18 protein-coding genes and 1 riboswitch are annotated in these 22,090 nt (G+C 72.2%); of the genes, 11 read left to right on the forward strand and 7 right to left on the reverse strand.

Features of this window, described 5'->3' with window-relative positions:
* Positions 1–33: 33 nt before the first annotated feature.
* On the reverse strand, positions 34–504 hold the full coding sequence (locus tag ACZ7L9_RS00290) for an Asp23/Gls24 family envelope stress response protein (RefSeq protein WP_471411109.1): 471 nt from the start codon (positions 502–504) through the stop codon (positions 34–36).
* A gap of 91 nt (positions 505–595) precedes the next feature.
* On the opposite strand from ACZ7L9_RS00290, the gene ACZ7L9_RS00295 reads away from it, so the two are divergent.
* Positions 596–1,297: a hypothetical protein gene (locus ACZ7L9_RS00295; RefSeq protein WP_471411111.1), complete on the forward strand. Its 702-nt coding sequence runs from the start codon at positions 596–598 to the stop codon at positions 1,295–1,297.
* A gap of 129 nt (positions 1,298–1,426) precedes the next feature.
* Here ACZ7L9_RS00295 and ACZ7L9_RS00300 read toward each other — a convergent pair whose 3' ends face one another.
* The 3 genes from ACZ7L9_RS00300 to ACZ7L9_RS00310 form a co-directional block, all read right to left on the reverse strand.
* On the reverse strand, positions 1,427–2,218 hold the full coding sequence (locus ACZ7L9_RS00300; RefSeq protein ID WP_471411113.1) for an enoyl-CoA hydratase/isomerase family protein: 792 nt from the start codon (positions 2,216–2,218) through the stop codon (positions 1,427–1,429).
* Positions 2,219–2,371: 153 nt separating this feature from the next.
* Complete coding sequence (locus ACZ7L9_RS00305) at positions 2,372–2,593, reverse strand: helix-turn-helix domain-containing protein (protein WP_007263382.1); 222 nt, start codon at positions 2,591–2,593, stop codon at positions 2,372–2,374.
* 342 nt (positions 2,594–2,935) lie between these two features.
* A complete protein-coding gene (locus ACZ7L9_RS00310; protein WP_471411115.1) occupies positions 2,936–4,534 on the reverse strand; it encodes an ABC-F family ATP-binding cassette domain-containing protein in 1,599 nt (532 codons plus the stop codon).
* Positions 4,535–4,814: 280 nt separating this feature from the next.
* Here ACZ7L9_RS00310 and ACZ7L9_RS00315 point away from each other — a divergent pair, with 280 nt between their 5' ends.
* Positions 4,815–5,228, forward strand: coding sequence for a VOC family protein (locus ACZ7L9_RS00315; RefSeq protein ID WP_471411117.1), 414 nt, complete (start codon positions 4,815–4,817; stop codon positions 5,226–5,228).
* 121 nt (positions 5,229–5,349) lie between these two features.
* On the opposite strand, the gene ACZ7L9_RS00320 is transcribed toward ACZ7L9_RS00315, so the two are convergent.
* The 3 genes from ACZ7L9_RS00320 to ACZ7L9_RS00330 form a co-directional block, all read right to left on the reverse strand.
* Positions 5,350–6,660 (reverse strand): hypothetical protein, encoded by a 1,311-nt coding sequence (locus ACZ7L9_RS00320; protein ID WP_471412709.1) that lies wholly within the window; start codon positions 6,658–6,660, stop codon positions 5,350–5,352.
* Positions 6,661–6,846: 186 nt separating this feature from the next.
* Positions 6,847–7,974 carry an alpha/beta hydrolase gene (locus ACZ7L9_RS00325; RefSeq protein WP_471411119.1) on the reverse strand — a complete coding sequence of 376 codons (1,128 nt, stop codon included), beginning with the start codon at positions 7,972–7,974 and terminating at the stop codon, positions 6,847–6,849.
* 91 nt (positions 7,975–8,065) lie between these two features.
* Positions 8,066–8,725, reverse strand: coding sequence for a class II aldolase/adducin family protein (locus ACZ7L9_RS00330; RefSeq protein ID WP_471411121.1), 660 nt, complete (start codon positions 8,723–8,725; stop codon positions 8,066–8,068).
* Between the two features lie 300 nt (positions 8,726–9,025).
* Here ACZ7L9_RS00330 and ACZ7L9_RS00335 point away from each other — a divergent pair, with 300 nt between their 5' ends.
* From ACZ7L9_RS00335 to cobI, 9 genes are all read left to right on the forward strand, one after another.
* Positions 9,026–10,291 (forward strand): inorganic phosphate transporter, encoded by a 1,266-nt coding sequence (locus ACZ7L9_RS00335; protein WP_471411123.1) that lies wholly within the window; start codon positions 9,026–9,028, stop codon positions 10,289–10,291.
* Between the two features lie 76 nt (positions 10,292–10,367).
* Positions 10,368–10,598 carry a hypothetical protein gene (locus ACZ7L9_RS00340; RefSeq protein WP_266745434.1) on the forward strand — a complete coding sequence of 77 codons (231 nt, stop codon included), beginning with the start codon at positions 10,368–10,370 and terminating at the stop codon, positions 10,596–10,598.
* A 173-nt stretch (positions 10,599–10,771) separates the two neighbouring features.
* A riboswitch (cobalamin riboswitch) is annotated at positions 10,772–10,899 on the forward strand.
* Positions 10,900–11,044: 145 nt separating this feature from the next.
* The gene (locus ACZ7L9_RS00345) at positions 11,045–12,058 is read left to right on the forward strand and encodes a cobalamin biosynthesis protein (protein ID WP_471411125.1); all 1,014 of its coding nucleotides are present in this window, start codon (positions 11,045–11,047) and stop codon (positions 12,056–12,058) included.
* Complete coding sequence (locus ACZ7L9_RS00350) at positions 12,055–13,572, forward strand: cobyric acid synthase (protein ID WP_471411127.1); 1,518 nt, start codon at positions 12,055–12,057, stop codon at positions 13,570–13,572. Before ACZ7L9_RS00345 ends, ACZ7L9_RS00350 begins: the two co-directional genes overlap by 4 nt.
* A complete protein-coding gene (cobN, locus tag ACZ7L9_RS00355) occupies positions 13,569–17,246 on the forward strand; it encodes a cobaltochelatase subunit CobN (protein WP_471411129.1) in 3,678 nt (1,225 codons plus the stop codon). Before ACZ7L9_RS00350 ends, cobN begins: the two co-directional genes overlap by 4 nt.
* Before the next feature lie 100 nt (positions 17,247–17,346).
* Positions 17,347–19,362 carry a putative cobaltochelatase gene (locus tag ACZ7L9_RS00360; protein WP_471411131.1) on the forward strand — a complete coding sequence of 672 codons (2,016 nt, stop codon included), beginning with the start codon at positions 17,347–17,349 and terminating at the stop codon, positions 19,360–19,362.
* Entirely contained in the window at positions 19,362–19,961 is a 600-nt protein-coding gene (gene cobO / locus ACZ7L9_RS00365; RefSeq protein ID WP_471411133.1) for a cob(I)yrinic acid a,c-diamide adenosyltransferase, read from the forward strand. Before ACZ7L9_RS00360 ends, cobO begins: the two co-directional genes overlap by 1 nt.
* Before the next feature lie 10 nt (positions 19,962–19,971).
* Complete coding sequence (locus tag ACZ7L9_RS00370; protein WP_471411134.1) at positions 19,972–21,336, forward strand: cobyrinate a,c-diamide synthase; 1,365 nt, start codon at positions 19,972–19,974, stop codon at positions 21,334–21,336.
* Positions 21,333–22,079, forward strand: coding sequence for a precorrin-2 C(20)-methyltransferase (gene cobI, locus ACZ7L9_RS00375; protein WP_471411136.1), 747 nt, complete (start codon positions 21,333–21,335; stop codon positions 22,077–22,079). The genes ACZ7L9_RS00370 and cobI overlap by 4 nt, the downstream gene beginning before the upstream one ends.
* The last annotated feature ends 11 nt before the right edge of the window (positions 22,080–22,090 follow it).

Consider the following 22,090-nt stretch of genomic DNA (forward strand, 5'->3'; position numbering starts at 1 on the left):
TGGCTCGGTTCCGAGGCCCACAGGTTCGCAGGCCTAGTGAAGGCGTGGTTCGGACTCCTCTTCGTCGGGCTCGTCGGGCAGCTTCACATCGCTCACCGCGATATTGACCTCGACGACTTCCAGGCCGGTCATCCGCTCGACCGCCGCGATCACGTTCTCCCGTACATCACCGGCGACATCGATGATCGACACGCCGTAGTCGACGACGATCTCCAGGTCGAGAGCGGTCTGTGATTCGCCAACCTCCGCCTTGACCCCCCGGGTGACGGACTTGCCACCGCCGGGTACCCGTTCGCGCACCGCTCCGAACGTACGCGCGAAGCCACTGCCCATCGCATGGACACCGACCACGTCACGTGCCGCCATTCCCGCGATCTTCTCGACCACGCCGTCGGCGATGGTCGTACGGCCACGGGTGGCGGGGTCTCCGCCACCGCGCTTGATGAGCGGGGTCGCTTCTTTGTCGGGGCTCTCGGGCCGGTTCCGCTGCGGAGTCTCCGTCATCGCCACTCTTCCCTTCGGGCAGGTTGGACCTCGTTGCCCACATTAAGTGCGCTTGCCACGTCTCGCGCCATGGATGCGGCAGGCTGGGGAGATGACGACGGCTGACGGTCCGCACAGGGCCGACGGATGGACGGCGGCGGTACGGCAACGGCTCGGCCTCGGCCGGCTGCTTCCGCTGGGCGGTCCGGCGGACGGGGCCTGGATCTCGGAGCGGGCCGCGGTCGCGGTGCTGCGCGCCGCGGTGGGCGGGCCGGGACCGGGACCGGTGCTCGGGAAGCTCAGGATCTCGGTGGCGGATCCGGACGGGGCCCCGGCTCCGGAGGTGGAGCCACCGCCGAGTGCCCTGCCGCCGGGGCCGTTGCGGATGGAAGCGACCATGTCGGCGATGTCCGGTCTGCCGCTGCCCGCCGCTGCCGCGGAGCTGCGCTCGGCGCTGCTGGCGGCGGCCGGGCAGCGGCTGGGCCTGGTGGTCGCCGAGGTGGATCTCCGGGTGACGGAGCTGCTGGACACATCACCCGTACGGCCGACGCCCGAACCGGCCGGGGTGCGCGCGGCGAGTCCGGAGGGGGTGGCGGGGGCCGCCGCCGCGGGTGTTCCCGGTGTTGTGGCGCTGACCGGAGTGCTGGGCAAAGCGGTGCACACGGGCCCGGGCCGGCTACGGGTCGAGCTGGCGACGGACTCGGGCCACCGGGCGCTCGACGTGGCTCGCGGGGTGCGGAGCGCGGTGGCAGCGGCGGTGGAGGGGCATCCCTCGGTCGCGGTGCTGGTCACGGCGGTGGTGGAGCGGGACTGAGACCGGGCCCGGGACTGCCCCACCGGGCGGCTGCCGCACGGCGCCGGGCCGCGACTGCCGGGCGCGGCCGACCCGCCGGCCGCCTGGGGATCGGGCCTGTCCGGCGGCCGGGTCGGGTCCCGCTTCCGCTCAGTCGGTGATGCCCGCCAGGTCGCGCAGTCGACGGCCCTGCGCGGCGCGTTCGGCGATGCGCTGCTCCTCGTAACCACGGGAGACGGCACCGCTCAGCAGCGCCTTGGTCTCCACGACCGCGTCGCGCGGGGCGGCGAGCAGTGCGGCAGCCAGGTCGCGGGCCGCCGCGTCCAGTTCACCGGCGGGGACCACGAGGTTGGCCAGGCCGGTGCGCTCGGCCTCCTCGGCGTGCACGAAGCGGCCGGTGGCGCAGATTTCGAGCGCTCGGGCGTACCCCACCAGGTTCACCAGGGGGTGGGTGCCGGTGAGGTCGGGGACCAGGCCGAGGCTGGTCTCACGCATGGCGAACTGCACATCCTCGGCGACGATGCGCAGATCGCAGGCGAGGGCGAGCTGGAAGCCGGCCCCGATCGCATGCCCCTGGACGGCCACAACCGACACGATGTCGTTGCGGCGCCACCAGGTGAACGCCTCCTGGTACTCGGCGATGGTCGCGTCGAGTTCGGACTCCGGGCCGCGCGCCATGTCGAGGAAGGACGGCTCACCGTCGAACCCCTCGGGGGTGAACGCCTGCCGGTCGAGGCCCGCGGAGAAGGACTTGCCCTCGCCGCGGAGCACGACGACCCGCACGCTGCCGGGCAGTGCCCGTCCGGCCTCGGTCAACGCCCGCCACAGAGCGGGGGACTGAGCGTTGCGCTTGGCCGGATTGGTGAGGGTCACCGTGGCAACCGCGTCGTCGACGGTGAGTCGTACGCCGTCCTTGTCGAGCACAGAGTCGAGCGAGGTCATGGGGCGCCTCCGGATCGGTTCAGTCAGCATGTCCAACTAAGTGACTGAACAGTAACCACCCGGTCGACAGCCTGGTCGTCCGGGTGGCCACCGCCGAAACCGGTGAGCCCCGGGAAAGGTCCGGACGGACCTGTCCCGATCCGCCGAAGGCCGTCAGGCCGCGGCGGCCTTCTTGCCCCGCGTCGCTCCGCCGCGTCCACGCAGCGTGACTCCGGACTCACTGAGCATCCGGTGGACGAATCCGTAGGAGCGGCCGGTCTCTTCGGCCAACGCCCGGATGCTCGCACCGGAGTCGTACTTCTTCTTCAGGTCTGCCGCGAGCTTGTCGCGCGCGGCGCCGGTAACCCGGCTGCCCTTCTTCAGAGTCTCGGCCACCCGTGCCTCCTCATGGGAAGTGCGCTCTGGACTCTCATGATCACCCCTCGGGGACTTCCTGGCCACCCATTCGGCAAGGTCCGTACAACCGGATTCTGGTCCGGGGAACGGGCCGACACGACCGGAATCCCTCATTCCACGGGGCTCCTGGGGCGGGTGGGGACAGCCTCGGGATGAACTGCCAGGTCAGGGCCACACGGGGAATGCGGCCCCTCATGGGTGCGCCCGGCAGGTACCTGCCGGGCGCCGGTGTCGAGGTACGAGACGTACTCACGCAGATGATGGATCACGCATGGGCCGAATGATCCATACGGAGTGGATCAGACGGTGACCGGGCCGGGATCAGGCCAGTGCGACCAGATCCTGGTAGTCCGCGCCCCACAGGTCCTCGACGCCGTCGGGCAGCAGGATGATGCGCTCCGGCTGGAGGGCCTCGACCGCCCCCTCGTCGTGCGTGACGAGGACGACGGCACCCTTGTACGTGCGCAGCGCGCCGAGGATCTCCTCGCGGCTCGCCGGGTCGAGGTTGTTCGTCGGCTCGTCCAGGAGCAGCACATTGGCGGAGGAGACCACGAGGGTCGCGAGCGCGAGACGGGTCTTCTCGCCGCCGGAGAGCACCCCGGCGGGCTTGTCGACGTCGTCGCCGGAGAAGAGGAACGAGCCCAGCGTCTTGCGGACCTCGACGAGGTCGAGGTCTGGCGCCGCGGAGCGCATGTTCTCCAGGACGGTGCGGTTCGGGTCGAGGGTCTCGTGCTCCTGGGCGTAGTAGCCGAGCTTGAGTCCGTGGCCCTCGATGACCTGGCCGGTGTCGGGCTTCTCGGCGCCGCCGAGGAGTCGCAGCAGGGTGGTCTTGCCCGCGCCGTTGAGGCCGAGGATGACGACCCGGGAGCCCTTGTCGATGGCGAGGTCCACATCGGTGAAGATTTCGAGGGAGCCGTACGACTTGGACAGGCCCTCCGCCATCAGCGGGGTCTTGCCGCACGGTGCGGGCTCGGGGAAGCGGAGCTTGGCGACCTTGTCGGAGATCCGGACGGCCTCCAGACCGGAGAGCAGCCGCTCGGCGCGCTTTGCCATGTTCTGCGCGGCGACGGTCTTGGTGGCCTTGGCGCGCATCTTGTCGGCCTGCGAGTTGAGGGCCGCGGCCTTCTTCTCGGCGTTCTGCCGCTCGCGCTTGCGACGCTTCTCGTCGGCCTCGCGCTGCTGCTGATAGAGCTTCCAGCCCATGTTGTAGACGTCGATCTGCGAGCGGTTGGCGTCGAGGTAGAAGACCTTGTTGACGACCGTCTCGACGAGCTCGACATCGTGGGAGATCACGATGAAGCCGCCGCGGTAGGTCTTGAGGTAGTCGCGCAGCCAGACGATCGAGTCGGCGTCGAGGTGGTTCGTCGGCTCGTCGAGCAGCAGGATGTCGGCGTCCGAGAACAGGATGCGGGCCAGCTCGACGCGGCGGCGCTGACCGCCGGAGAGTGTATGGAGCGGCTGTCCGAGCACCCGGTCGGGCAGGCTGAGGGCGGCGGCGATGGTGGCGGCCTCGGCCTCGGCGGCGTATCCGCCCTTGGTGAGGAACTCCGTCTCCAGGCGCTCGTACTTCTTCATCGCCTTCTCGCGGGTGGCGCCCTTGCCGTTCGCCATCCGCTCCTCGTTCTCCCGCATCTTGCGCAGGATCTCGTCGAGACCGCGGGCGGAAAGGATGCGGTCGCGTGCGAGTACGTCGAGGTCGCCGGTGCGCGGGTCCTGCGGGAGGTAGCCGACCTCACCGGCGCGGGTGATGGTGCCGCCGACGGGATTGCCCTCGCCGGCGAGGCACTTGGTGAGGGTGGTCTTGCCCGCTCCGTTGCGGCCGACGAGGCCGATGCGGTCGCCCTTGGCGATACGGAAGGACGCGGACTCGATGAGGATGCGGGCGCCGGCGCGCAACTCGATGCCGGAAGCGGTGATCACGGTAAAACTCCAAGGCGGGTGGACTGCGGACGGGACGAGGGCGGAGGTGTCTCGACGCCGCCTAATGCACAAGGAGAATTGCCATACGGGTCATTCTACTGGCGCTGTGCAACTGCTTTTCCGCATGCGCTCACGGCACTTGTCCCGCCCCTGCTCGGCGCCGCCGTCCCGGAGCGGGCCGGGCCGAATCGGGCCGTTGTCAGTGGCGGGTGGAAGACTGAGACGCAGATCACAGAGATCGCAGAAGCGCGTTACGGGAGCACGAGAAGGGGTGAGCGTCATGGCTGGCGCACCGGCCGGAGTTCCGACGATCTATCCGACGATTCTGTACGACGACGCGAAGGCCGCGATCAAGACGCTGACGGAGGGCCTCGGCTTCAAGGAGGAGGCGGTGTACGAGGGCGAGAACGGCCAGGTTCTCCATGCGGAGCTGTCCTGCGGCAACGGCAGAGTGATGCTCGGTTCCAAGGGCCGCGAGGGCGTCTTCGCCAAGGCGATGCGGGAGGCGGGCCCCGCCGGTGTCTACGTCGTCGTGGACGAGGTCGATGCGCACCACGCGCGGGCCGTGGAGCACGGGGTGGAGATCCTGATGCCGCCCACGGACCAGGACTACGGCTCGCGGGACTACATGGCGCGGGACGGGGAGGGCAATGTGTGGAGCTTCGGGACGTACGCACCGGGGTCGGCGGGCTGACGGCCGGGCGGACGGTCGCGTGGAACGACCCGCCGAGGTGGCCGGCTGAGTGGCCGACTCACCGGCGGACGCGCGGCCGGACGGGCTCGGGGCGGGCCCGTCCGACGTGGTCGTACGCGTGCTACGCGCCGCCCGTGTGCACCTGGAACGCGGCCCGGCGCACCGCTTTGGCCAGTGCGGGGTCCGGATGCGCGGCGGCCAGGGCCACCAGGACCTGCACGGTGCGCGGGTGGCCGACGGCGCGTACTTCGTCCAGCAGCGCCGGCACCGTGCCCTGGACGGCCGAGTCGAGGTGCCGGACCAGCAGCGTGGTCTCGCCGTGGTCGGCGACGGCCGCCGCGGTGTCGACCCAGAGCCAGGTGGCCTCCTCCCGGCTGAGGACGTCCTGGGCGTCCTCGGGGTCGGTTCCGTCGTACTCCGCCAGCCAGAGCAGCGCGTAGGGGCGCAGCGAGAGGTCGCCGACGACGGAGCGCACCTCGGGTTCCGCCGGGGCGCCGACGACCCGGAGGGCTTCGAAGGCGAGGCCGCGCAGCAGTGCGTCCTCACCGCGGGCCACGGCGAGAAGTTCGGCGACGGCGCTGCCGACGGGGCGGGCGGCGAGCCAGGCGCGGTATTCGTCGCGGGCCGGGCCGGGGGTGAGCCGGGCGCAGCCGAGCAGCATGTCGGCGGCGGACTGCTCGATGTTCCCCGCGGGGCTCTGGGCTGCGACGCAGATCTGCTCCAGCTTGACCCAGACCGCCCAGTTGCCGAGCGGGGTGAGGGTGGCGTGTCCGGCGCCGAGCGTGAGCGCGCCGACGGCGGCCAGTCCCTCCAGGGCCCAGTCGAGGAGAAGGGCGACCAGGGCGGCGGGGTGCGCGGCGGGGGCGGATCCGGCCGGTGCGGGCAGCGGCTGCGGTCCGTACGGCACCTCGCAGCGCTCCTCGTGGAGTTCGGCGACGCGCTGGCCGAGCAGGTCCAGGAGGGCGGGCACGGTGACCGGGCCGGCCGAGAGCTGGAGGAGGGACAGCACCTGGGGCACGGCCTCGACGGCCTCGGCGACCGCGGTGGACTCGATGCCCTCGGGTGCGGGGTGGACGAGCGACCAGGCGTCGAAGAGCGCCACCCAGCCGCGGAGCACGGCGGAGTCGTCGCGGTCCCAGGCGCGCAGCCGCCAGCCGGGGCGCGCGGTGCCGCCGTGCAGTTCGACGAGACCGGCCAGGCGGGCCCGATCCCAGCCGGAGCGCACCTGGGCCGGGGACAACTCCAGGGCCGTCGCGGCCCGTTCGAGAGCCTGGGCGGCCGGTGGCGGTGCGCCGGGGATCGCGCCGCCGGCTGCCCAGTGGGCGATCCGTACGGCGTCGGCGAGGACCGTCCTGGCCTGGCGGGCCAGTTCCGTCCGGGGCGGGGTGCCCTCCGGAGGGCGGGGCGCCGGCCTGGTGCGCCGGGTGGTCACCGCCTTGCGAGCGGTGGCGATGGGTCGGGGGCGGACAAGTCGCAGCCTGGAGTCGCGCGGAGTACGGGACGTCACGGGGAGCAGTCTTGCCTCTGACTGCCCGAAAGCCCAAACGGAACCCGAATTCGCGGGAGACGGCGGTGCCGGGCGGGGTCCGGCACCAATCAGTCGATCCCTCTCATCAGGTCACATCAGGGGCGTGAGGAAGCGCCGCAGCGCCTCTTCGTAGTGGACCGGGTCGGCATTCCACATCGCCGCATGCGGAGCCTGCGGCACGGCACGCAGGGCGACCAGATCCGGGCGGCGTGCGGCGAGATCGCGGGACGGCTGCCAGGGGGCCAGGGTGTCGTCCGGGCCGTGGAAGATCAGGGTCGGGACGCGCAGCGCCGATGCGAGGGAACCGTCCAGGAGCCGGGCGCCGCGCAGCCCGGTCTGCCCCTGGGCGGCTCGGACGGCGAGCGGCAGCAGCGCGGCCGGGACGCCATGGGCGACGGCCAGGGCGCGCAGCGTGGTGACCCAGTCCAGGACCGGGGAGTCGAGGACGAGACCGCGGATCCGGTCGCGCAGCGCGGAGTTGACGGCCGCGTGCAGCGCCATCGAGGCACCGGTGGACCAGCCGTACAGGACGACCTTGTCGGCTCCGTACCGCACGGCGAAGCGGACGGCCGCGTCCAGGTCGCGCCATTCGGATTCGCCGAGGTGGGCGAGGCCGTCGGGGGAACGCGGGGCTCCGGCGTCGCCGCGGTAGGCCAGGTCGAGGACGGGCAGCCGCAGGTCGTGCAGGAACTCCATGACGTTCATGGGGTGTTCCCTGGTGGTGCCGAGTCCGTGCACGGTGATGACCCAGGTGTCGCGGGCGGCAGGCAGGAACCAGGCGGGCAATGTGCCCAGTTCGCCGGGGATCTCGACTTCGTTGTGATCGAGGCCGAGGGCCGAGGAGGGGTCGCCGCTGTGCAGCTGCGGGGTGATCCGGACCTTGGCGCCGGGTTCCAGGCTGCCGCGGTTGACCCGCTCCAGTCGGCGGACGACGGTGTCGGGGGCGTGATGGGCGTGTTCGATCACCGGGCCGACGACCGCGTGGACGTCGTCGCCCACCAGTCCGTACCTGCCGGGCCGCAGCGCGGCGAACGAGCGGGTCAGGGTGATCTGCCCGGCCGCCGTGGCGTGCACGGTGAGTCTGCGGTCGGCGGGGAGCGGTCGTCCGGACGGCGCCCTGAGTGCGGCGTCGCTGGCGTACCGGCCGGCCGCGACAGCTGCCGCACCGACGCCGAGGATCGTGGTGACGGCTGCTGCCGTGACTGTTGCCGGGCGCACGGTTCCAGTGTCGGGGCGTGTGCCGCACCCTGCCAGCGGACGGGAGCCGTCCGGTGTCCCGGCAGGGGGTCGCGGGACGGCCGGGAGCGGGTCAGCCGGGCTGTCCGTATCCCTTCAGGGCTTCCTGTACGTCACGCAGCTGGGCCGGGGAGAGCAGGCTCGGCGTGTGTCCGGGTACGGAGCTCGCGGTGAGCCAGAGCCGGCAGAGCCATTCCAGCTGGGCGGTCCTGTCGTACGCCTCGTCCAGAGTGGCTCCGTAGGTGACGGTTCCGTGGTTCTGGAGCAGGCAGCCCGTACGGTCCCGCAGGGCGGCCAGCATGTTCTCGGCCAGTTCCCCGGTCCCGTAGCGCGCGTAGGCCGCGACCCGGACGGGACCGCCGAGCATGGCGGCGGCGTAGTGGACCGGGGGGACCTCGGGAACCAGGGTGGAGACGGCCGTGGCGTGCACCGCGTGGGTGTGCACGACGGCGGCCGCGTCGCTGTTCCGGTAGACCGCGAGGTGGAGTGGGAGTTCGCTGGTCGGGGCCAGTTCCCCGAGGACCCGGTTGCCTGCCAGATCGACGCCGACGACGTCCTCGGGGCCGAGCCGGTCGTACGGCACTCCGCTCGGGGTGACCAGGACCGTCCCGCCGACCCGGGCCGACACGTTGCCCGAGGTCCCGACGACGAGGCCGTCCGCCGCCGTCCTGCGGGCGGTGGCGACGACACCCTCCCAGGCCCGTCCGATCGCGTCCCGCTGCTGATCGCTCATACGGAGATCCTGTCAGCCACTGAGGCCCGGGTCAGCCCGGAAGGCGAACAGACATGCGGTCGACCGAAAGTCATCACCATCACAAATCGGAAACGTTCACAAATAGGGGTGATGAGGGGCCGAAACGGGCCTCGCAGGACCCTGCGCCCCAATCGTGCCGCCCGCGGAGGGCAGGGGGAGAAGAAACAGAGCGACCGGACTCCGCTTGGAGTCATCGTGACGCCCCGTCCAGTTCATCTTCCGTTCACTCAGGTTGCCTACGGTCCACATGCCAATGACGTCGAACGATTGCCTGGGTAAATGGAACACATCACGCTGCTCCTCGCGATTGTGATCGTGACAGCTCTAGTGTTCGATTTCACGAACGGTTTCCATGACACCGCCAACGCGATGGCGACGACCATCTCGACCGGCGCACTCAGACCGAAGACAGCGGTGGCCATGTCCGCCGCTCTCAACCTCGTCGGCGCGTTCCTGTCCGTGGAGGTCGCCAAGACGATCTCCGGCGGGATCGTCAACGAGGACGGGCTGCGGACAGAAGTCATCTTCGCGGCACTCGTCGGCGCCATCCTGTGGAATCTGCTGACCTGGCTGGTCGGGCTGCCGTCCAGTTCCTCGCACGCCCTGTTCGGCGGCCTGATCGGCGCGGCGGTGATGTCGGCGGGCTGGTCGTCGGTCAACGGCGGCACCGTCGTCACCAAGGTGCTGCTCCCCGCGGTCGCCGCCCCGATCGTCGCCGGTCTGGCCGCGATGCTGGCCACCAGGCTGACGTACCGGATCGGCGGGAAGATCCGTAACGACGCCCAGGAAAAGGCCACCGCCAAGGGCTACCGCGCCGGTCAGATCGCCTCGGCCGGACTCGTCTCCCTCGCCCACGGCACCAACGACGCGCAGAAGACCATGGGCATCATCACCCTGGCGCTGGTCACCGGGGGCGTCCTGCACCCCGGTTCCAACCCGCCGGTCTGGGTGATCGTCTCCGCCGGTCTGGCCATCGCGCTCGGCACCTATCTGGGCGGCTGGCGCATCATCCGCACCATGGGCAGCGGCCTCACCGACCTCAAGCCGCCGCAGGGCTTCGCCGCCCAGACCAGTGCGGCCACGGTCATCCTGGCCTCCTCGCACCTCGGCTTCTCCCTCTCCACCACCCAGTCCTGCTCCGGCGCCGTGATGGGCGCGGGCCTCGGCCGCCAGGGCGGTGTGGTCCGCTGGTCCACCGCCACCCGGATGTTCGTCGCCTGGGGTCTGACCCTGCCGGCCGCGGGCCTGGTCGGCGCGGGCGCGGAATTCCTCACCAAACAGGGCACCTGGGGCGTCGTGGTCGTCGCGGCGCTGCTGGTCGTGGGCTCCGGGGCGATCTGGATGCTGTCGCGCCGCAAGCCGGTCGGCCACGGCGATGTCGCACCGGCTGACGGCATCACCGAGCCCGCGGGTGTCGTCACCACGGCCATCGCCGCCGTCAGCCCACCGCTCACCGCGGCCCAGGCAGCGGCGCAGGACCTCAAGACCACCATTCCGGCCCCGGCCGGAACCACCCCGGACCCGGCGCGACCCGCCACCGTCTAGGCCGACCGTCCAGGCCGGTCCGCCCGGGCCCGCCGTCCGGGCCCGCCGTCCGGGCCCGCCGTCTAAAGGATTCAGCATGAAAATCGACTGGGCAGCCCTCGGCACCGTCTTCGGCGTCTCCCTCGTCGCCACCGTCGCGCTGGTCGGCCTCTTCACCCTGGGCATCGTCGGCCTCTCCAAGCAGCCCGAACCGGCCACGCAGGGCGGCTCCGGCGGCTCACTGCTACTGGCCCGCGCCGGTGCGTACGTCTGCTTCGCGCTGTGCGCGGCAGCGGTCGCGTACGGGATCTATCTGATCGTCGCCTGAGAGCGGCCGCGCGCGCTCCCACTTCGGGCCGGACACACGCCGTGTGTCCGGCCCGAAGTGCTGCGCCCGACCCGGTGTGGGCCTCAGCACACTGCGCCGTCGCAGGTCAACGGCAGGTTGACGGGCGTTCGCGGAGCGTGATGGACTGCCGGAGCCAATTACGGCGACAGCAGAGGAAGCCGGTGCGAATCCGGCGCGGTCCCGCCACTGTCACCGGGGAGCAGTCCCCCACACGGAAGTCACGGCACGCGCGAGCGGGCTGGAAGGCCGGGGGAACTGCGGATCCGGGAGCCAGGAGACTCTCGTCGCCGGTCACGTCGAACCAGGGCGCGGACCCTGAGTGAGGACATATCGCCATGCCTGGCTGCCGTGCGTCCGTTGCTGTGGCGCTCTCGTCGAGAGCCGCCTGTACGAAGCTCCTTCGAGGCGTAACGGCCGGTTGAGCCGTGCGTGCCGACCGCGTTTTCGCGTACGGCGCCACAGCCGGCCTGATCGGCGATCTGCTGCTCGGTGACCCCCGCAGGGGGCATCCGGTCGCCGCCTTCGGGCGGGCCGCGGCGGGCGTCGAGCGCCGGTTGTGGCGCGACCACCGCGGGTGGGGCGCGCTGCACACCCTCGTCTGCGCCGGAGGTGCCGCGGGTGGTGCCGCGCTGATCACCCGTGCCGTACGCGGCCACCCAGCCGCCGCCGTCGCGTTGACCGCGGCCGCCACCTGGTCCGTCGTCGGTGGTACCTCCCTGGGGCGTGAGGCCCGGAGCATCGGCGACGCCCTGGCCGCCGGTGACATCGACCGCGCCCGCGAGCGGCTGCCGCATCTGTGCGGGCGCGATCCGCACTCCCTCGACGGGCCGCAGATCGCCCGTGCCGTGGTGGAGTCCGTGGCCGAGAACACCTCGGACGCCGTGGTCGGCGCCCTGGTGTGGGGTGCGCTGGCCGGTGTGCCCGGGCTCGTCGGCTTCCGGGCCGCGAACACGCTCGACGCCATGGTCGGCCACAAGTCGCCCCGCCACCGGCGCTACGGCTGGGCCTCGGCCCGCCTCGACGACCTCGCGGGGTGGCCCGGTGCCCGGCTCACCGCCCTGCTCGCCGTGGCCTCCGGGGGGCGGTCACGTGGAGCGGCACGGGCGTGGCGAGCCGACGCGGCCAAGCACCCGAGCCCCAACGCGGGCCCGGTGGAAGCCTCGTTCGCGGGCGCGCTCGGCGTGCGGCTCGGCGGGACGCTCGCGTACGGCGGCCGCGTCGAGCACCGTCCCGTCCTCAACGGGGAGACGGGCCGGGCGGTGGAGAGCCAGGACATCGAACGCGCGGTACGGCTGTCGCGCCGGGTGAGTGCGCTGGCCCTCGGCGTGTGCGTGGCGGGCCGACTGGGCGTGGCCCTCGCCGCCCGACGGATCGCGGAACGCCCGATGGCAGGACGTTCGATCGCAGGACCTTCGATCGCAGGACGGAGACGGACATGAGCGGCGGACTGCTGGTCGCCGGAACCACCTCGGACGCGGGCAAGAGCGTCGTCACCGCGGGCATCTGCCGCTGGCTCGTACGCCGGGGTGTGAAGGTGGCGCCCTTCAAGGCGCAGAACATGTCGCTGAACTCGTTCGTCACCCGCGAGGGTGCCGAGATCGGCCGCGCCCAGGCCATGCAGGCCCAGGCCGCACGGGTCGAGCCGACCGCGCTGATGAACCCGGTCCTGCTCAAGCCCGGCGGCGACCGATCCAGCCAGGTCGTCCTGATGGGCAGACCGGTGGGCGAGATGAGCGCGCGCGGCTACCACGGGGGCCGGCAGGAAGCGCTTCTCTCCACGGTCGTCGACTGTCTGGAGCAGCTTCGGGGCACGTATGACGCAGTGATCTGCGAGGGGGCGGGCAGTCCGGCCGAGATCAATCTGCGGCGCACGGACATCGTGAACATGGGCATCGCACGGGCGGCGCGCTTCCCGGTGGTGGTCGTCGGCGACATCGACCGCGGCGGCGTCTTCGCCTCCTTCTTCGGCACGACGGCGCTGCTCGACGCCGAGGACCAGTCGCTGATCGCGGGCTACCTCGTCAACAAGTTCCGCGGTGACGTGTCGCTGCTGGAGCCGGGCCTGGAGATGCTGCGCGGGATCACCGGACGGCGGACGTACGGGGTGCTGCCCTTCGCCCACGGCCTCGGCATCGACGAGGAGGACGGGCTGCGCGTCTCGTTGCGCGGGGCCGTGCGCGAGTCGGTCCTCGCGCCGCCGCACGGCGAGGACGTGCTGCGCGTGGCGGTGTGCGCCGTGCCCCTGATGTCGAACTTCACCGATGTGGACGCGCTGGCAGCCGAACCCGGCGTCGTCGTGCGGTTCGTGGACCGCGCCGAGGAGCTGGCCGACGCCGACCTCGTCATCGTGCCGGGCACCCGCGGCACCGTGAAGGCGCTGGCCTGGCTGCGCGAGCGCGGTCTCGCCGACGCCCTGGTGCGGCGCGCCGCCGAGGGCCGGCCGGTCCTCGGGATCTGCGGCGGCTTCCAGATCCTCGGCGAACACATCGAGGACGAGGTCGAGTCCGGGGCCGGGCACGTCGACGGCCTCGGCCTGCTGCCCGTACGCGTCCGCTTCGACCGCGAGAAGACCCTCGCCCGCCCCGTCGGCGAGGCGCTCGGCGTGCCCGTCGAGGGGTACGAGATCCACCACGGCGTCGCCGATGTACGCGGCGGCGAACCGTTCCTGGACGGCTGCGGGGTCGGCGCCGTACGGGGCACCCACTGGCACGGCTCGCTGGAGAGCGACGCGTTCCGGCGCCGCTACCTGACCGAGGTCGCGCGGGCCGCCGGCCGGCGCTTCGTCCCCGCCCCCGACACCTGTTTCGCCGCGTTGCGCGAGGAACAGCTCGACCGCCTCGGCGACCTCATCGAAGAACACGCGGACACCGACGCGCTGCTGCGGCTCATCGAGTCGGGCGCACCGTCCGGACTTCCCTTCATCGCCCCCGGAGCACCTGGAGCACGCGCATGAACGCCCCTACGAGCACCGTGCTGTTGTTGTCGACCGCCGACACGGACCTCCTCGCCGCCCGCGCCTCCGGCGCGCCGTACCGGATCGGCAACCCCACGCGCATCGACGTCCGCGAGGAACTTCCCGCACTGATCGAGGGCTCCTCGGTCGCCGTCGTCCGTCTCCTCGGCGGCAAGCGCGCCTGGGAGGACGGGCTGGCCGTCCTCAAGGCGTCCGGCATCCCGACGGTGCTGCTGGGCGGCGAGGCCGTACCGGACGCGGAGCTGATGGCCGAGTCGTCCGTACCGGCCGGTGTGGTCGCGGAGGCGCTGCGCTACCTCGTGGAGGGCGGCCCGGGAAACCTCGTGGAGCTGGCCCGCTTCCTGTCCGACACCGTCCTGTTGACCGGGCACGGCTTCGCCGAGCCGCAGCGGATGCCCGAGTGGGGCCTGCACGGCGGACGCGCGTTCGTCGAGGGCCGTCCGACCGTCGGGGTGCTCTTCTACCGGGCGCACCAGCTGTCCGGGAACACCTCGTTCGTGGACGTCCTGTGCGACGCGGTCGAGGCGCGCGGCGCCAACGCCCTGCCCGTGTACTGCGGTTCGCTGCGTGGCGCGGACGCCGGTCTCTACGAGCTGCTCGGCAGGGCGGACGCCCTGGTCGCCACGGTCCTCGCGGCGGGCGGCACCCGCGCGTCGGACGCCTCCGCCGGGGGCGACGACGAGGCCTGGGACATCGGCGCGCTCGCCGAGCTGAACATCCCCGTGCTCCAGGGCCTGTGCCTGACCTCCTCGCGCGCCGCGTGGGACGCCTCGGACGCGGCGCTCTCCCCCATGGACGCCGCGATGCAGGTCGCGATCCCGGAATTCGACGGCCGGCTGATCACCGTCCCGTTCTCCTTCAAAGAGCAGGGTCCGGACGACGTGCCCGTCTACCGCGCGGACCCCGAACGCGCCGCGCGCGTCGCCGGAATCGCGGTGCGCCACGCCGTCCTCAAGCACAGGTCGAACGCCGAGAAGAAGCTCGCCCTCGTCTTCACCGCCTACCCGACCAAGCACTCCCGCGTCGGGAACGCCGTCGGCCTGGACACGCCCGCATCCGCGGTACGGGTCCTGGACGCCCTGCGCGACGCCGGTTACCGGGTCGACGGGCACCCCGACAACGGCGACGAGCTCATCCACCGTCTCATCAACGCCGGTGGCCACGACGTGGAGTGGCTGACCGAGGAGCAGCTCGCGGCGGCCCCCGCACGCGTCCCGCTCGCCGACTACCGGGCCTGGTTCGAGAAGCTGGAACCGGAGCTGCGCGACTCGATGCTGGAGCACTGGGGCGAGCCGCCGGGCTCGCTGTACGTGGACGGGGACGACATCGTTCTCGCCTCGTTGCAGTTCGGGAACGTGGTGGTGCTGATCCAGCCGCCGCGCGGCTTCGGCGAGAACCCGATCGCGATCTACCACGACCCGGACATGCCGCCGTCGCACCACTACATGGCGACGTACCGCTGGCTGGAGGCCGCAACATCGGAGGCGGGCTTCGGCGCGGACGCCGTCGTCCACATGGGCAAGCACGGCACCATGGAGTGGCTGCCGGGCAAGGGCCTCGGCCTGTCCGCCGCTTGCGGCCCCGATGCCGTGCTCGGCGAACTGCCGCTGATCTACCCGTTCATCGTCAACGACCCGGGCGAGGGCACCCAGGCCAAGCGGCGCGGGCACGCCACCGTGGTGGATCATCTGGTGCCGCCGATGGCGCGTGCCGACACCTATGGCGACCTGGCCAAGCTGGAGCAGTTGCTCGACGAGTACGCGCTGGTCAGCGATCTCGACCCGACGAAGGCTCCGTCGGTGCGGGCGCAGATCTGGACGCTGGTGAAGGCCGCCGAGCTGCACCACGACCTCCATGTCGACGAGCAGCCCGGCGACGACGACTTCGACTCGTTCGTCATGCACATCGACGGCTACCTCTGCGAGATCAAGGACGTCCAGATCCGAGACGGCCTGCACATCCTCGGCGGCGGTCCCGTCGACGAGGCGCGGGTCAACCTGGTGCTGGCCGTGCTGCGCGCCTCCCAGGTGTGGGGCGGCACGGCGAACGCGCTGCCGGGGCTGCGGGCGTCGATCGCCGGGCACTTCGGGCTCAGCGAGAAGGAGTTGCTGGCCGAGCCGGGCGCCGCGGTGAAGGTGCCGGCCGAGCTGACCGAACTGGTCGACGGCCCGGCGCGCACCGGTGCGGACGCGATCGATCTGCTGGAGAAGCTGTGCCGCCGGCTCGCGGAGGGCATGGAGGAGCGCGGCTGGGACCTCGCGGCCGCGGCAGGGCTGGTACGCGACGTCCTCGGCTTCGAACTACCCGACGCCGTTGCCGTGTTGGGCTTCGCATGCGAGGAGGTCGTGCCGCGGCTGGCCCGGACGACGGACGAGATCGACCACATCCTGCGGGCGCTGGACGGCGGCTTCGTACCGGCCGGTCCGTCGGGCTCGCCCACGCGCGGTCTGGTCAACGTGCTGCCGACCGGACGCAACTTCTACTCGGTGGACCCGAAGGCGATTCCGTCCCGGCTGTCGTGGGAGGTCGGCCAGTCCCTCGCGGACTCCCTGATCGCCCGGTACCTCGCCGACACGGGCGACTACCCGAAGTCGGTCGGCCTGACCGTGTGGGGCACCTCCGCCATGCGCACGCAGGGCGACGACATCGCGGAGATCCTGGCGCTGCTCGGCTGTCGGCCGGTGTGGGACGACGCGTCGCGGCGGGTGACCGGCTTCGAGGTCGTACCGGTGAGCGAGCTGGGCCGGCCGCGCATCGATGTGACGGTGCGGATCTCCGGGTTCTTCCGGGACGCGTTCCCGCATGTGGTGGGGCTGATCGACGACGCGGTACGGGCGGTGGCGGAGCAGGACGAGCCGGCCGATGCCAACTACGTACGGGCGCACGCCGACGAGGACACGGCGGTCCACGGCGACCGGCGCCGGGCCACGGCACGCGTCTTCGGTTCGAAGCCGGGGGCGTACGGTGCGGGGCTGCTGCCGCTGATCGACGCGCGGAACTGGCGGTCGGACGCGGACCTGGCCGAGGTGTACGCGGTCTGGGGCGGTTACGCGTACGGGCGCGGGCTCGACGGGCGCGCGGCGCGCGGGGACATGGAGACGGCGTTCCGGCGGATCGCGGTGGCGGCGAAGAACGTCGACACGCGTGAACACGACCTGGTCGACGCGGACGACTACTTCCAGTACCACGGCGGCATGGTCGCCATGGTGCGGCATCTGACCGGCGAGTCGCCCGAGGCGTACGTCGGCGACAGCGCCACGCCGGACCAGGTGAAGACGCGGACGCTCGGCGAGGAGACGCACCGCGTCTTCCGGGCGCGGGTGGTGAATCCGCGGTGGATGGCGGCGATGCGGCGCCACGGGTACAAGGGCGCTTTCGAGATGGCCGCGACGGTGGACTACCTCTTCGGGTACGACGCGACGGCGGGGGTCGTCGACGACTGGATGTACGAGAAGTTGTCGGCGGAGTACGTGTTCGACGAGACCAACCGGGACTTCATGAAGAAGTCCAACCCCTGGGCGCTGCGCGGGATTTCGGAACGGCTGCTGGAGGCGGCCGACCGAGGGCTGTGGGCGGACCCGGACGCGGAGACGCTGGAACGGTTGCGGGCCACGTATCTGGAGCTCGAGGGCGATCTGGAGGGGGACGAGTGAGCGGAGTGCGCACGCCTGCTGTCCGGGGGCTCCGCCCCCGGACCCTCGCTCCTCGAACGCCGAAGCGGCCGACATCACGCCGTTCACCCAAGGAGGCATCGTGAGTACGCCGTACCCCTTCACCGCCATCGTCGGACAGGACGATCTCCGGCTCGGGCTGCTGCTGAACGCCGTCTCGCCCGCCGTCGGCGGCGTGCTGGTGCGCGGCGAGAAGGGCACCGCCAAGTCCACCGCCGTGCGTGCGCTCGCCGCGCTCATGCCGGAGGTCCCCGTGGTCTCCGGGTGCCGGTTCTCGTGCGACCCGGCGTCGCCCGATCCGGCGTGTCCCGATGGCCCCCATGAGGCCGGCCCCGGCGTGTCGCGGGACGCGCGCACGGTCGAGCTGCCCGTCGGCGCGTCCGAGGACCGTCTCGTGGGGGCGCTCGACATCGAGCGGGCGCTCGCCGAGGGCGTGAAGGCGTTCGAGCCGGGGCTGCTCGCCGATGCGCATCGCGGGATTCTCTACGTCGACGAGGTCAATCTCCTCCACGACCACCTCGTGGACCTGCTGCTGGACGCGGCCGCCATGGGCGCCTCGTACGTGGAGCGCGAGGGTGTGTCCGTACGGCACGCGGCGCGCTTCCTGCTCGTCGGGACGATGAATCCCGAAGAGGGCGAACTGCGGCCGCAGTTGCTGGACCGGTTCGGGCTGACCGTCGAGGTCGCCGCGTCCCGCGAGACCGAGCAGCGGGTCGAGGTCGTGCGGCGGCGCCTCGCGTACGACGACGATCCCGCCGCCTTCGCCGCCGAATGGGCCGACGAGGAAGGCGCGTTGCGGGCCCGGATCGTCGCCGCGCGTGCGCTGCTGCCCGACGTGCGGCTCGGGGACGGGGCGTTGCGGCAGATCGCGGCCACCTGTGCGGCCTTCGAGGTCGACGGGATGCGTGCGGACATCGTGATGGCACGGACGGCCACCGCGCTGGCCGCCTGGGCGGGACGTACGGATGTGCTGGCCGAGGACGTACGCCAGGCCGCCCTGCTCGCCCTCCCCCACCGCCGCAGGCGCAACCCGTTCGACGCGCCGGGCCTGGACGAGGACAAGCTCGACGACACGCTGGAGCAGAACAGCGGCGAGGACGACGATCCGGACCCGGACGGCCCCGGTGGCGGCGGCCGGCCCCCGCAGGGCGACGGGCCCGACACGCCGCCGCAGCCCGAGGGCGAGGCGGGCGACACGCCCGCGCAGTCCGTTCCCGAGCAGGGACAGGGACAGGAACAGCAGCCTTCCGGGGGCGGCGAGCAGCAGCCCGTACGGGCCGCCGAGCCGTTCCGTACGAAGATGCTGAGCGTGCCGGGTCTGGGCGAGGGCGCGGCGGGGCGGCGGTCCCGGGCGCGTACCGAACACGGGCGTACGACCGGCGCGCGGCGCCCGCAGGGCGCCCTGACCAAACTGCATCTGGCCGCGACCGTGCAGGCCGCTGCCCCGCATCAGCGGGCGCGGGGGCGGACGGGGCGGGGACTGGTGGTCCGGCGGGACGATCTGCGGCAGGCGACCCGGGAGGGACGCGAGGGAAACCTCGTTCTCTTCGTGGTGGATGCGTCGGGATCGATGGCTGCCCGGCAGCGGATGAGCGCCGTGAAGGGTGCGGTGCTTTCGCTGCTGCTGGACGCGTACCAGCGGCGGGACAAGGTCGGGCTGATCACCTTCCGGGGCAAGGACGCCGACGTGGTGCTGCCGCCGACGTCGTCGGTGGACGCGGCCGCGGCGCGGCTGGAGATGCTGCCGACCGGTGGGCGTACGCCCGTCGCGGCCGGGCTGTTGAAGGCGCACGAGGTGTTGCGGGTGGAGCGGCTGCGTGATCCGTCGCGGCGGCCGTTGCTGGTCGTGGTGACCGACGGGCGGGCGACCGGGGGGCCCGAGCCGGTGGCGCGGGCGGCACGGGCGGCGCGGCTGCACGAGGCGCAGGGCGTCGCGTCCGTCGTCGTGGACTGCGAGTCGGGGCCCGTACGGCTCGGGCTCGCGGCCGGCCTCGCACGGGATCTCGGCGGCACCGCCGTCACGCTCGACGAGCTGCGGGCCGACTCGATCGCCGGGCTCGTCAAGGACGTTCAGGGAACCAGCAGGAGGGCCGCGTAATGCCGCAGGGACAGCCGACCACCGTTCCGGACGACGGGCTCACCACCCGGCAGCGCCGCAACCGTCCGCTGCTGGTGGTGCACACCGGCATCGGGAAGGGGAAGTCGACGGCGGCCTTCGGGCTCGCGCTGCGGGCCTGGAATCAGGGGTGGCCGATCGGGGTCTTCCAGTTCGTCAAGTCGGCGAAATGGAAGGTCGGCGAGGAGAACGCGCTGAAGGTCCTCGGGGCGAGCGGCGAGGGCGGGTCCGTGGCCTGGCACAAGATGGGCGAGGGCTGGTCGTGGGTGCAGCGCGACAAACAGCTGAACAACGAGGAGGCGGCGCGCGAGGGCTGGGAGCAGGTCAAGCGCGACCTGGCCGCCGAGACGTACCGGCTGTACGTCCTCGACGAGTTCGCGTACCCGATGCACTGGGGCTGGGTCGACACCGACGAGGTGATCGAGGTGCTGCGGGACCGTCCCGGTACGCAGCATGTGGTCATCACCGGGCGCAACGCGCCGCAGGAACTGGTGGAGGCCGCCGACCTGGTGACCGACATGTCGAAGGTCAAGCACCCGATGGACGCCGGTCAGAAGGGTCAGCGGGGCATCGAATGGTGAGGGGCCCGCGGTGAACGTTCCGCGTCTGGTGATCGCCGCGCCCTCCTCGGGCAGCGGCAAGACCACCGTGGCCACGGGGCTGATGGCGGCCTTCGCGGGCCGGGGTCTTGCCGTGTCCGCGCACAAGGTCGGGCCCGACTACATCGACCCCGGCTATCACACGCTGGCCACGGGGCGGCCGGGGCGCAACCTCGACGCGTACCTGTGCGGTCCGGAACTGGTCGCTCCGCTGTTCGCGCACGGGGCGCTCGGCTGCGACCTGGCGGTCGTCGAGGGGGTGATGGGGCTGTACGACGGGGCGTCGGGGAAGGGTGAGCTGGCGTCGACCGCCCAGGTGGCGAAGCTGCTGCGGGCGCCCGTGGTGCTGGTCGTGGACGCGTCGTCGCAGTCGCGGTCCGTGGCCGCGCTGGTGCACGGCTTCGCCTCGTGGGACCCGCGGGTGCGGATCGGTGGCGTGATCCTGAACAAGGTCGGCTCGCAGCGGCACGAAGCGCTGCTGCGGGAGGCGCTGGACGAGTCGGGGGTGCCGGTGCTGGGGGTGCTCCGGCGGGCGGAGCAGGTGGCTGTGCCGTCGCGGCATCTGGGGCTGGTGCCGGTGGCCGAGCGGCGGGGCGACGCGGTGGCCGCTGTCGCGGCGATGCGGGGGCAGGTGGTGGCGGGGTGCGATCTGGAAGCGCTGATGGCGTTGGCGCGGTCGGCGCCCGCGGTGCCCGGTGAGGCGTGGGACGCGGTGGCGGCGGTGGGCGCGGGCGGGGCGGGGAAGCCGGACCTGGGCGCCGGGGTGGTCGCCGTCGCGTCCGGGGCCGCGTTCACGTTCTCCTACGCCGAGCAGACCGAACTGCTCGGCGCCGCCGGGGCCGAGGTCGTACCGTTCGATCCGCTGCGGGACGAGGTGCTGCCCGAAGGGACTCGGGGGCTCGTCATCGGGGGCGGGTTCCCGGAGGTGTACGCCCCCGAGTTGTCCGCCAACGAGCCATTGCGCAAGGCGGTCGCGGAACTGGCGGCCTCCGGGGCTCCGGTGGCCGCCGAGTGTGCGGGGCTGCTGTATCTGGCGCGTTCGCTCGACGGTCTGCCGATGTGCGGGGTCCTCGATGCCGAGGCGCGGATGTCCGAGCGGCTGGCGCTGGGCTACCGGGAGGCCGTGGCGGTCTCCGACAGCGTGCTGGCTGCGGCCGGGACGCGGGTGCGCGGGCACGAGTTCCACCGGACCGTGCTGGAGCCGGGCGCCGGGGCCGAACCGGCATGGGGCCTGCATCAGCCGGAGCGACGCGTGGAGGGGTTCGTGCAGCGGGGCGTGCACGCGAGTTATCTGCATACGCATGGGGCTTCGGCGCCCGCCATGGCCCGCCGATTCGTTGAGAGGTGCAAGGGATGAACCACGGTGACGTGACGCGCGGGCTGGTCGGTGTGGGGGTCGGGCCCGGTGACCCGGAGTTGGTGACCGTCAAGGGTGTGAACGCGCTGCGCGCTGCCGCGGTCGTCGTCGTGCCGGTGATGGACACCGGTGAGCGGGGGCGGGCCGAGGCGACCGTGCTGCATTACGTGGCGGCCGACAAGGTCGTACGGGTGGTGTTCGCGCTCAATGAGCGGACCGACCGGGCGCGCCGGGAGGCGGCGTGGGACGCGGCGGGCGAGCGGGTCGCCGAACTGCTGCGTACGCATGGTTCGGTGGCGTTCGCGACGATCGGTGACCCCAATGTGTATTCGACGTTCACGTATCTCGCGCACACGATCGGTGAGCTGCTGCCGGGGACGGCCGTGGAGACCGTGCCGGGTATCACGGCCATGCAGGATCTGGCCGCCCGCAGCGGTGCGGTGCTGACGGAGGGCACGGAGCCGTTGACGCTGGTGCCGGTGACCGCGGGGCCCGCGGTGCTGAAGGAGGCCCTCGAAGGTCCCGGGACGGTCGTCGCGTACAAGTTCGGGCGGCTGGCGGCGGAGGTGGCCACGGCACTGCGGGAGACGGGACGTACCGAGGACGCGGTGTGGGGTTCGGCGCTCGGGCTGCCCGAGGAGTCGATCCGGCCGGCGGCGGAGCTGGCCGAGGGGCCTTTGCCGTATCTGTCGACGCTGATCGCGCCGGCGCCGCGCGACGGCGGGCGGGGCGGGAAGTTGTGAGGCGCCCGGGT

This window comes from Streptomyces sp. NPDC111516 (assembly GCF_055635345.1).

What these genes read in the sequence shown, in the direction of transcription:
- ACZ7L9_RS00300 (WP_471411113.1), bottom strand. Translation starts at nt 2,218, where the DNA reads ATGACCTCGCTCGACTCTGTGCTCGACAAGGACGGCGTACGACTCACC.
- ACZ7L9_RS00340 (WP_266745434.1), top strand. Translation starts at nt 10,368, where the DNA reads ATGAAAATCGACTGGGCAGCCCTCGGCACCGTCTTCGGCGTCTCCCTC.
- ACZ7L9_RS00335 (WP_471411123.1), top strand. Translation starts at nt 9,026, where the DNA reads ATGGAACACATCACGCTGCTCCTCGCGATTGTGATCGTGACAGCTCTA.
- ACZ7L9_RS00350 (WP_471411127.1), top strand. Translation starts at nt 12,055, where the DNA reads ATGAGCGGCGGACTGCTGGTCGCCGGAACCACCTCGGACGCGGGCAAG.
- cobI (WP_471411136.1), top strand. Translation starts at nt 21,333, where the DNA reads ATGAACCACGGTGACGTGACGCGCGGGCTGGTCGGTGTGGGGGTCGGG.
- ACZ7L9_RS00330 (WP_471411121.1), bottom strand. Translation starts at nt 8,725, where the DNA reads ATGAGCGATCAGCAGCGGGACGCGATCGGACGGGCCTGGGAGGGTGTC.
- cobN (WP_471411129.1), top strand. Translation starts at nt 13,569, where the DNA reads ATGAACGCCCCTACGAGCACCGTGCTGTTGTTGTCGACCGCCGACACG.
- ACZ7L9_RS00290 (WP_471411109.1), bottom strand. Translation starts at nt 504, where the DNA reads ATGACGGAGACTCCGCAGCGGAACCGGCCCGAGAGCCCCGACAAAGAA.
- ACZ7L9_RS00295 (WP_471411111.1), top strand. Translation starts at nt 596, where the DNA reads ATGACGACGGCTGACGGTCCGCACAGGGCCGACGGATGGACGGCGGCG.
- cobO (WP_471411133.1), top strand. Translation starts at nt 19,362, where the DNA reads ATGCCGCAGGGACAGCCGACCACCGTTCCGGACGACGGGCTCACCACC.
- ACZ7L9_RS00315 (WP_471411117.1), top strand. Translation starts at nt 4,815, where the DNA reads ATGGCTGGCGCACCGGCCGGAGTTCCGACGATCTATCCGACGATTCTG.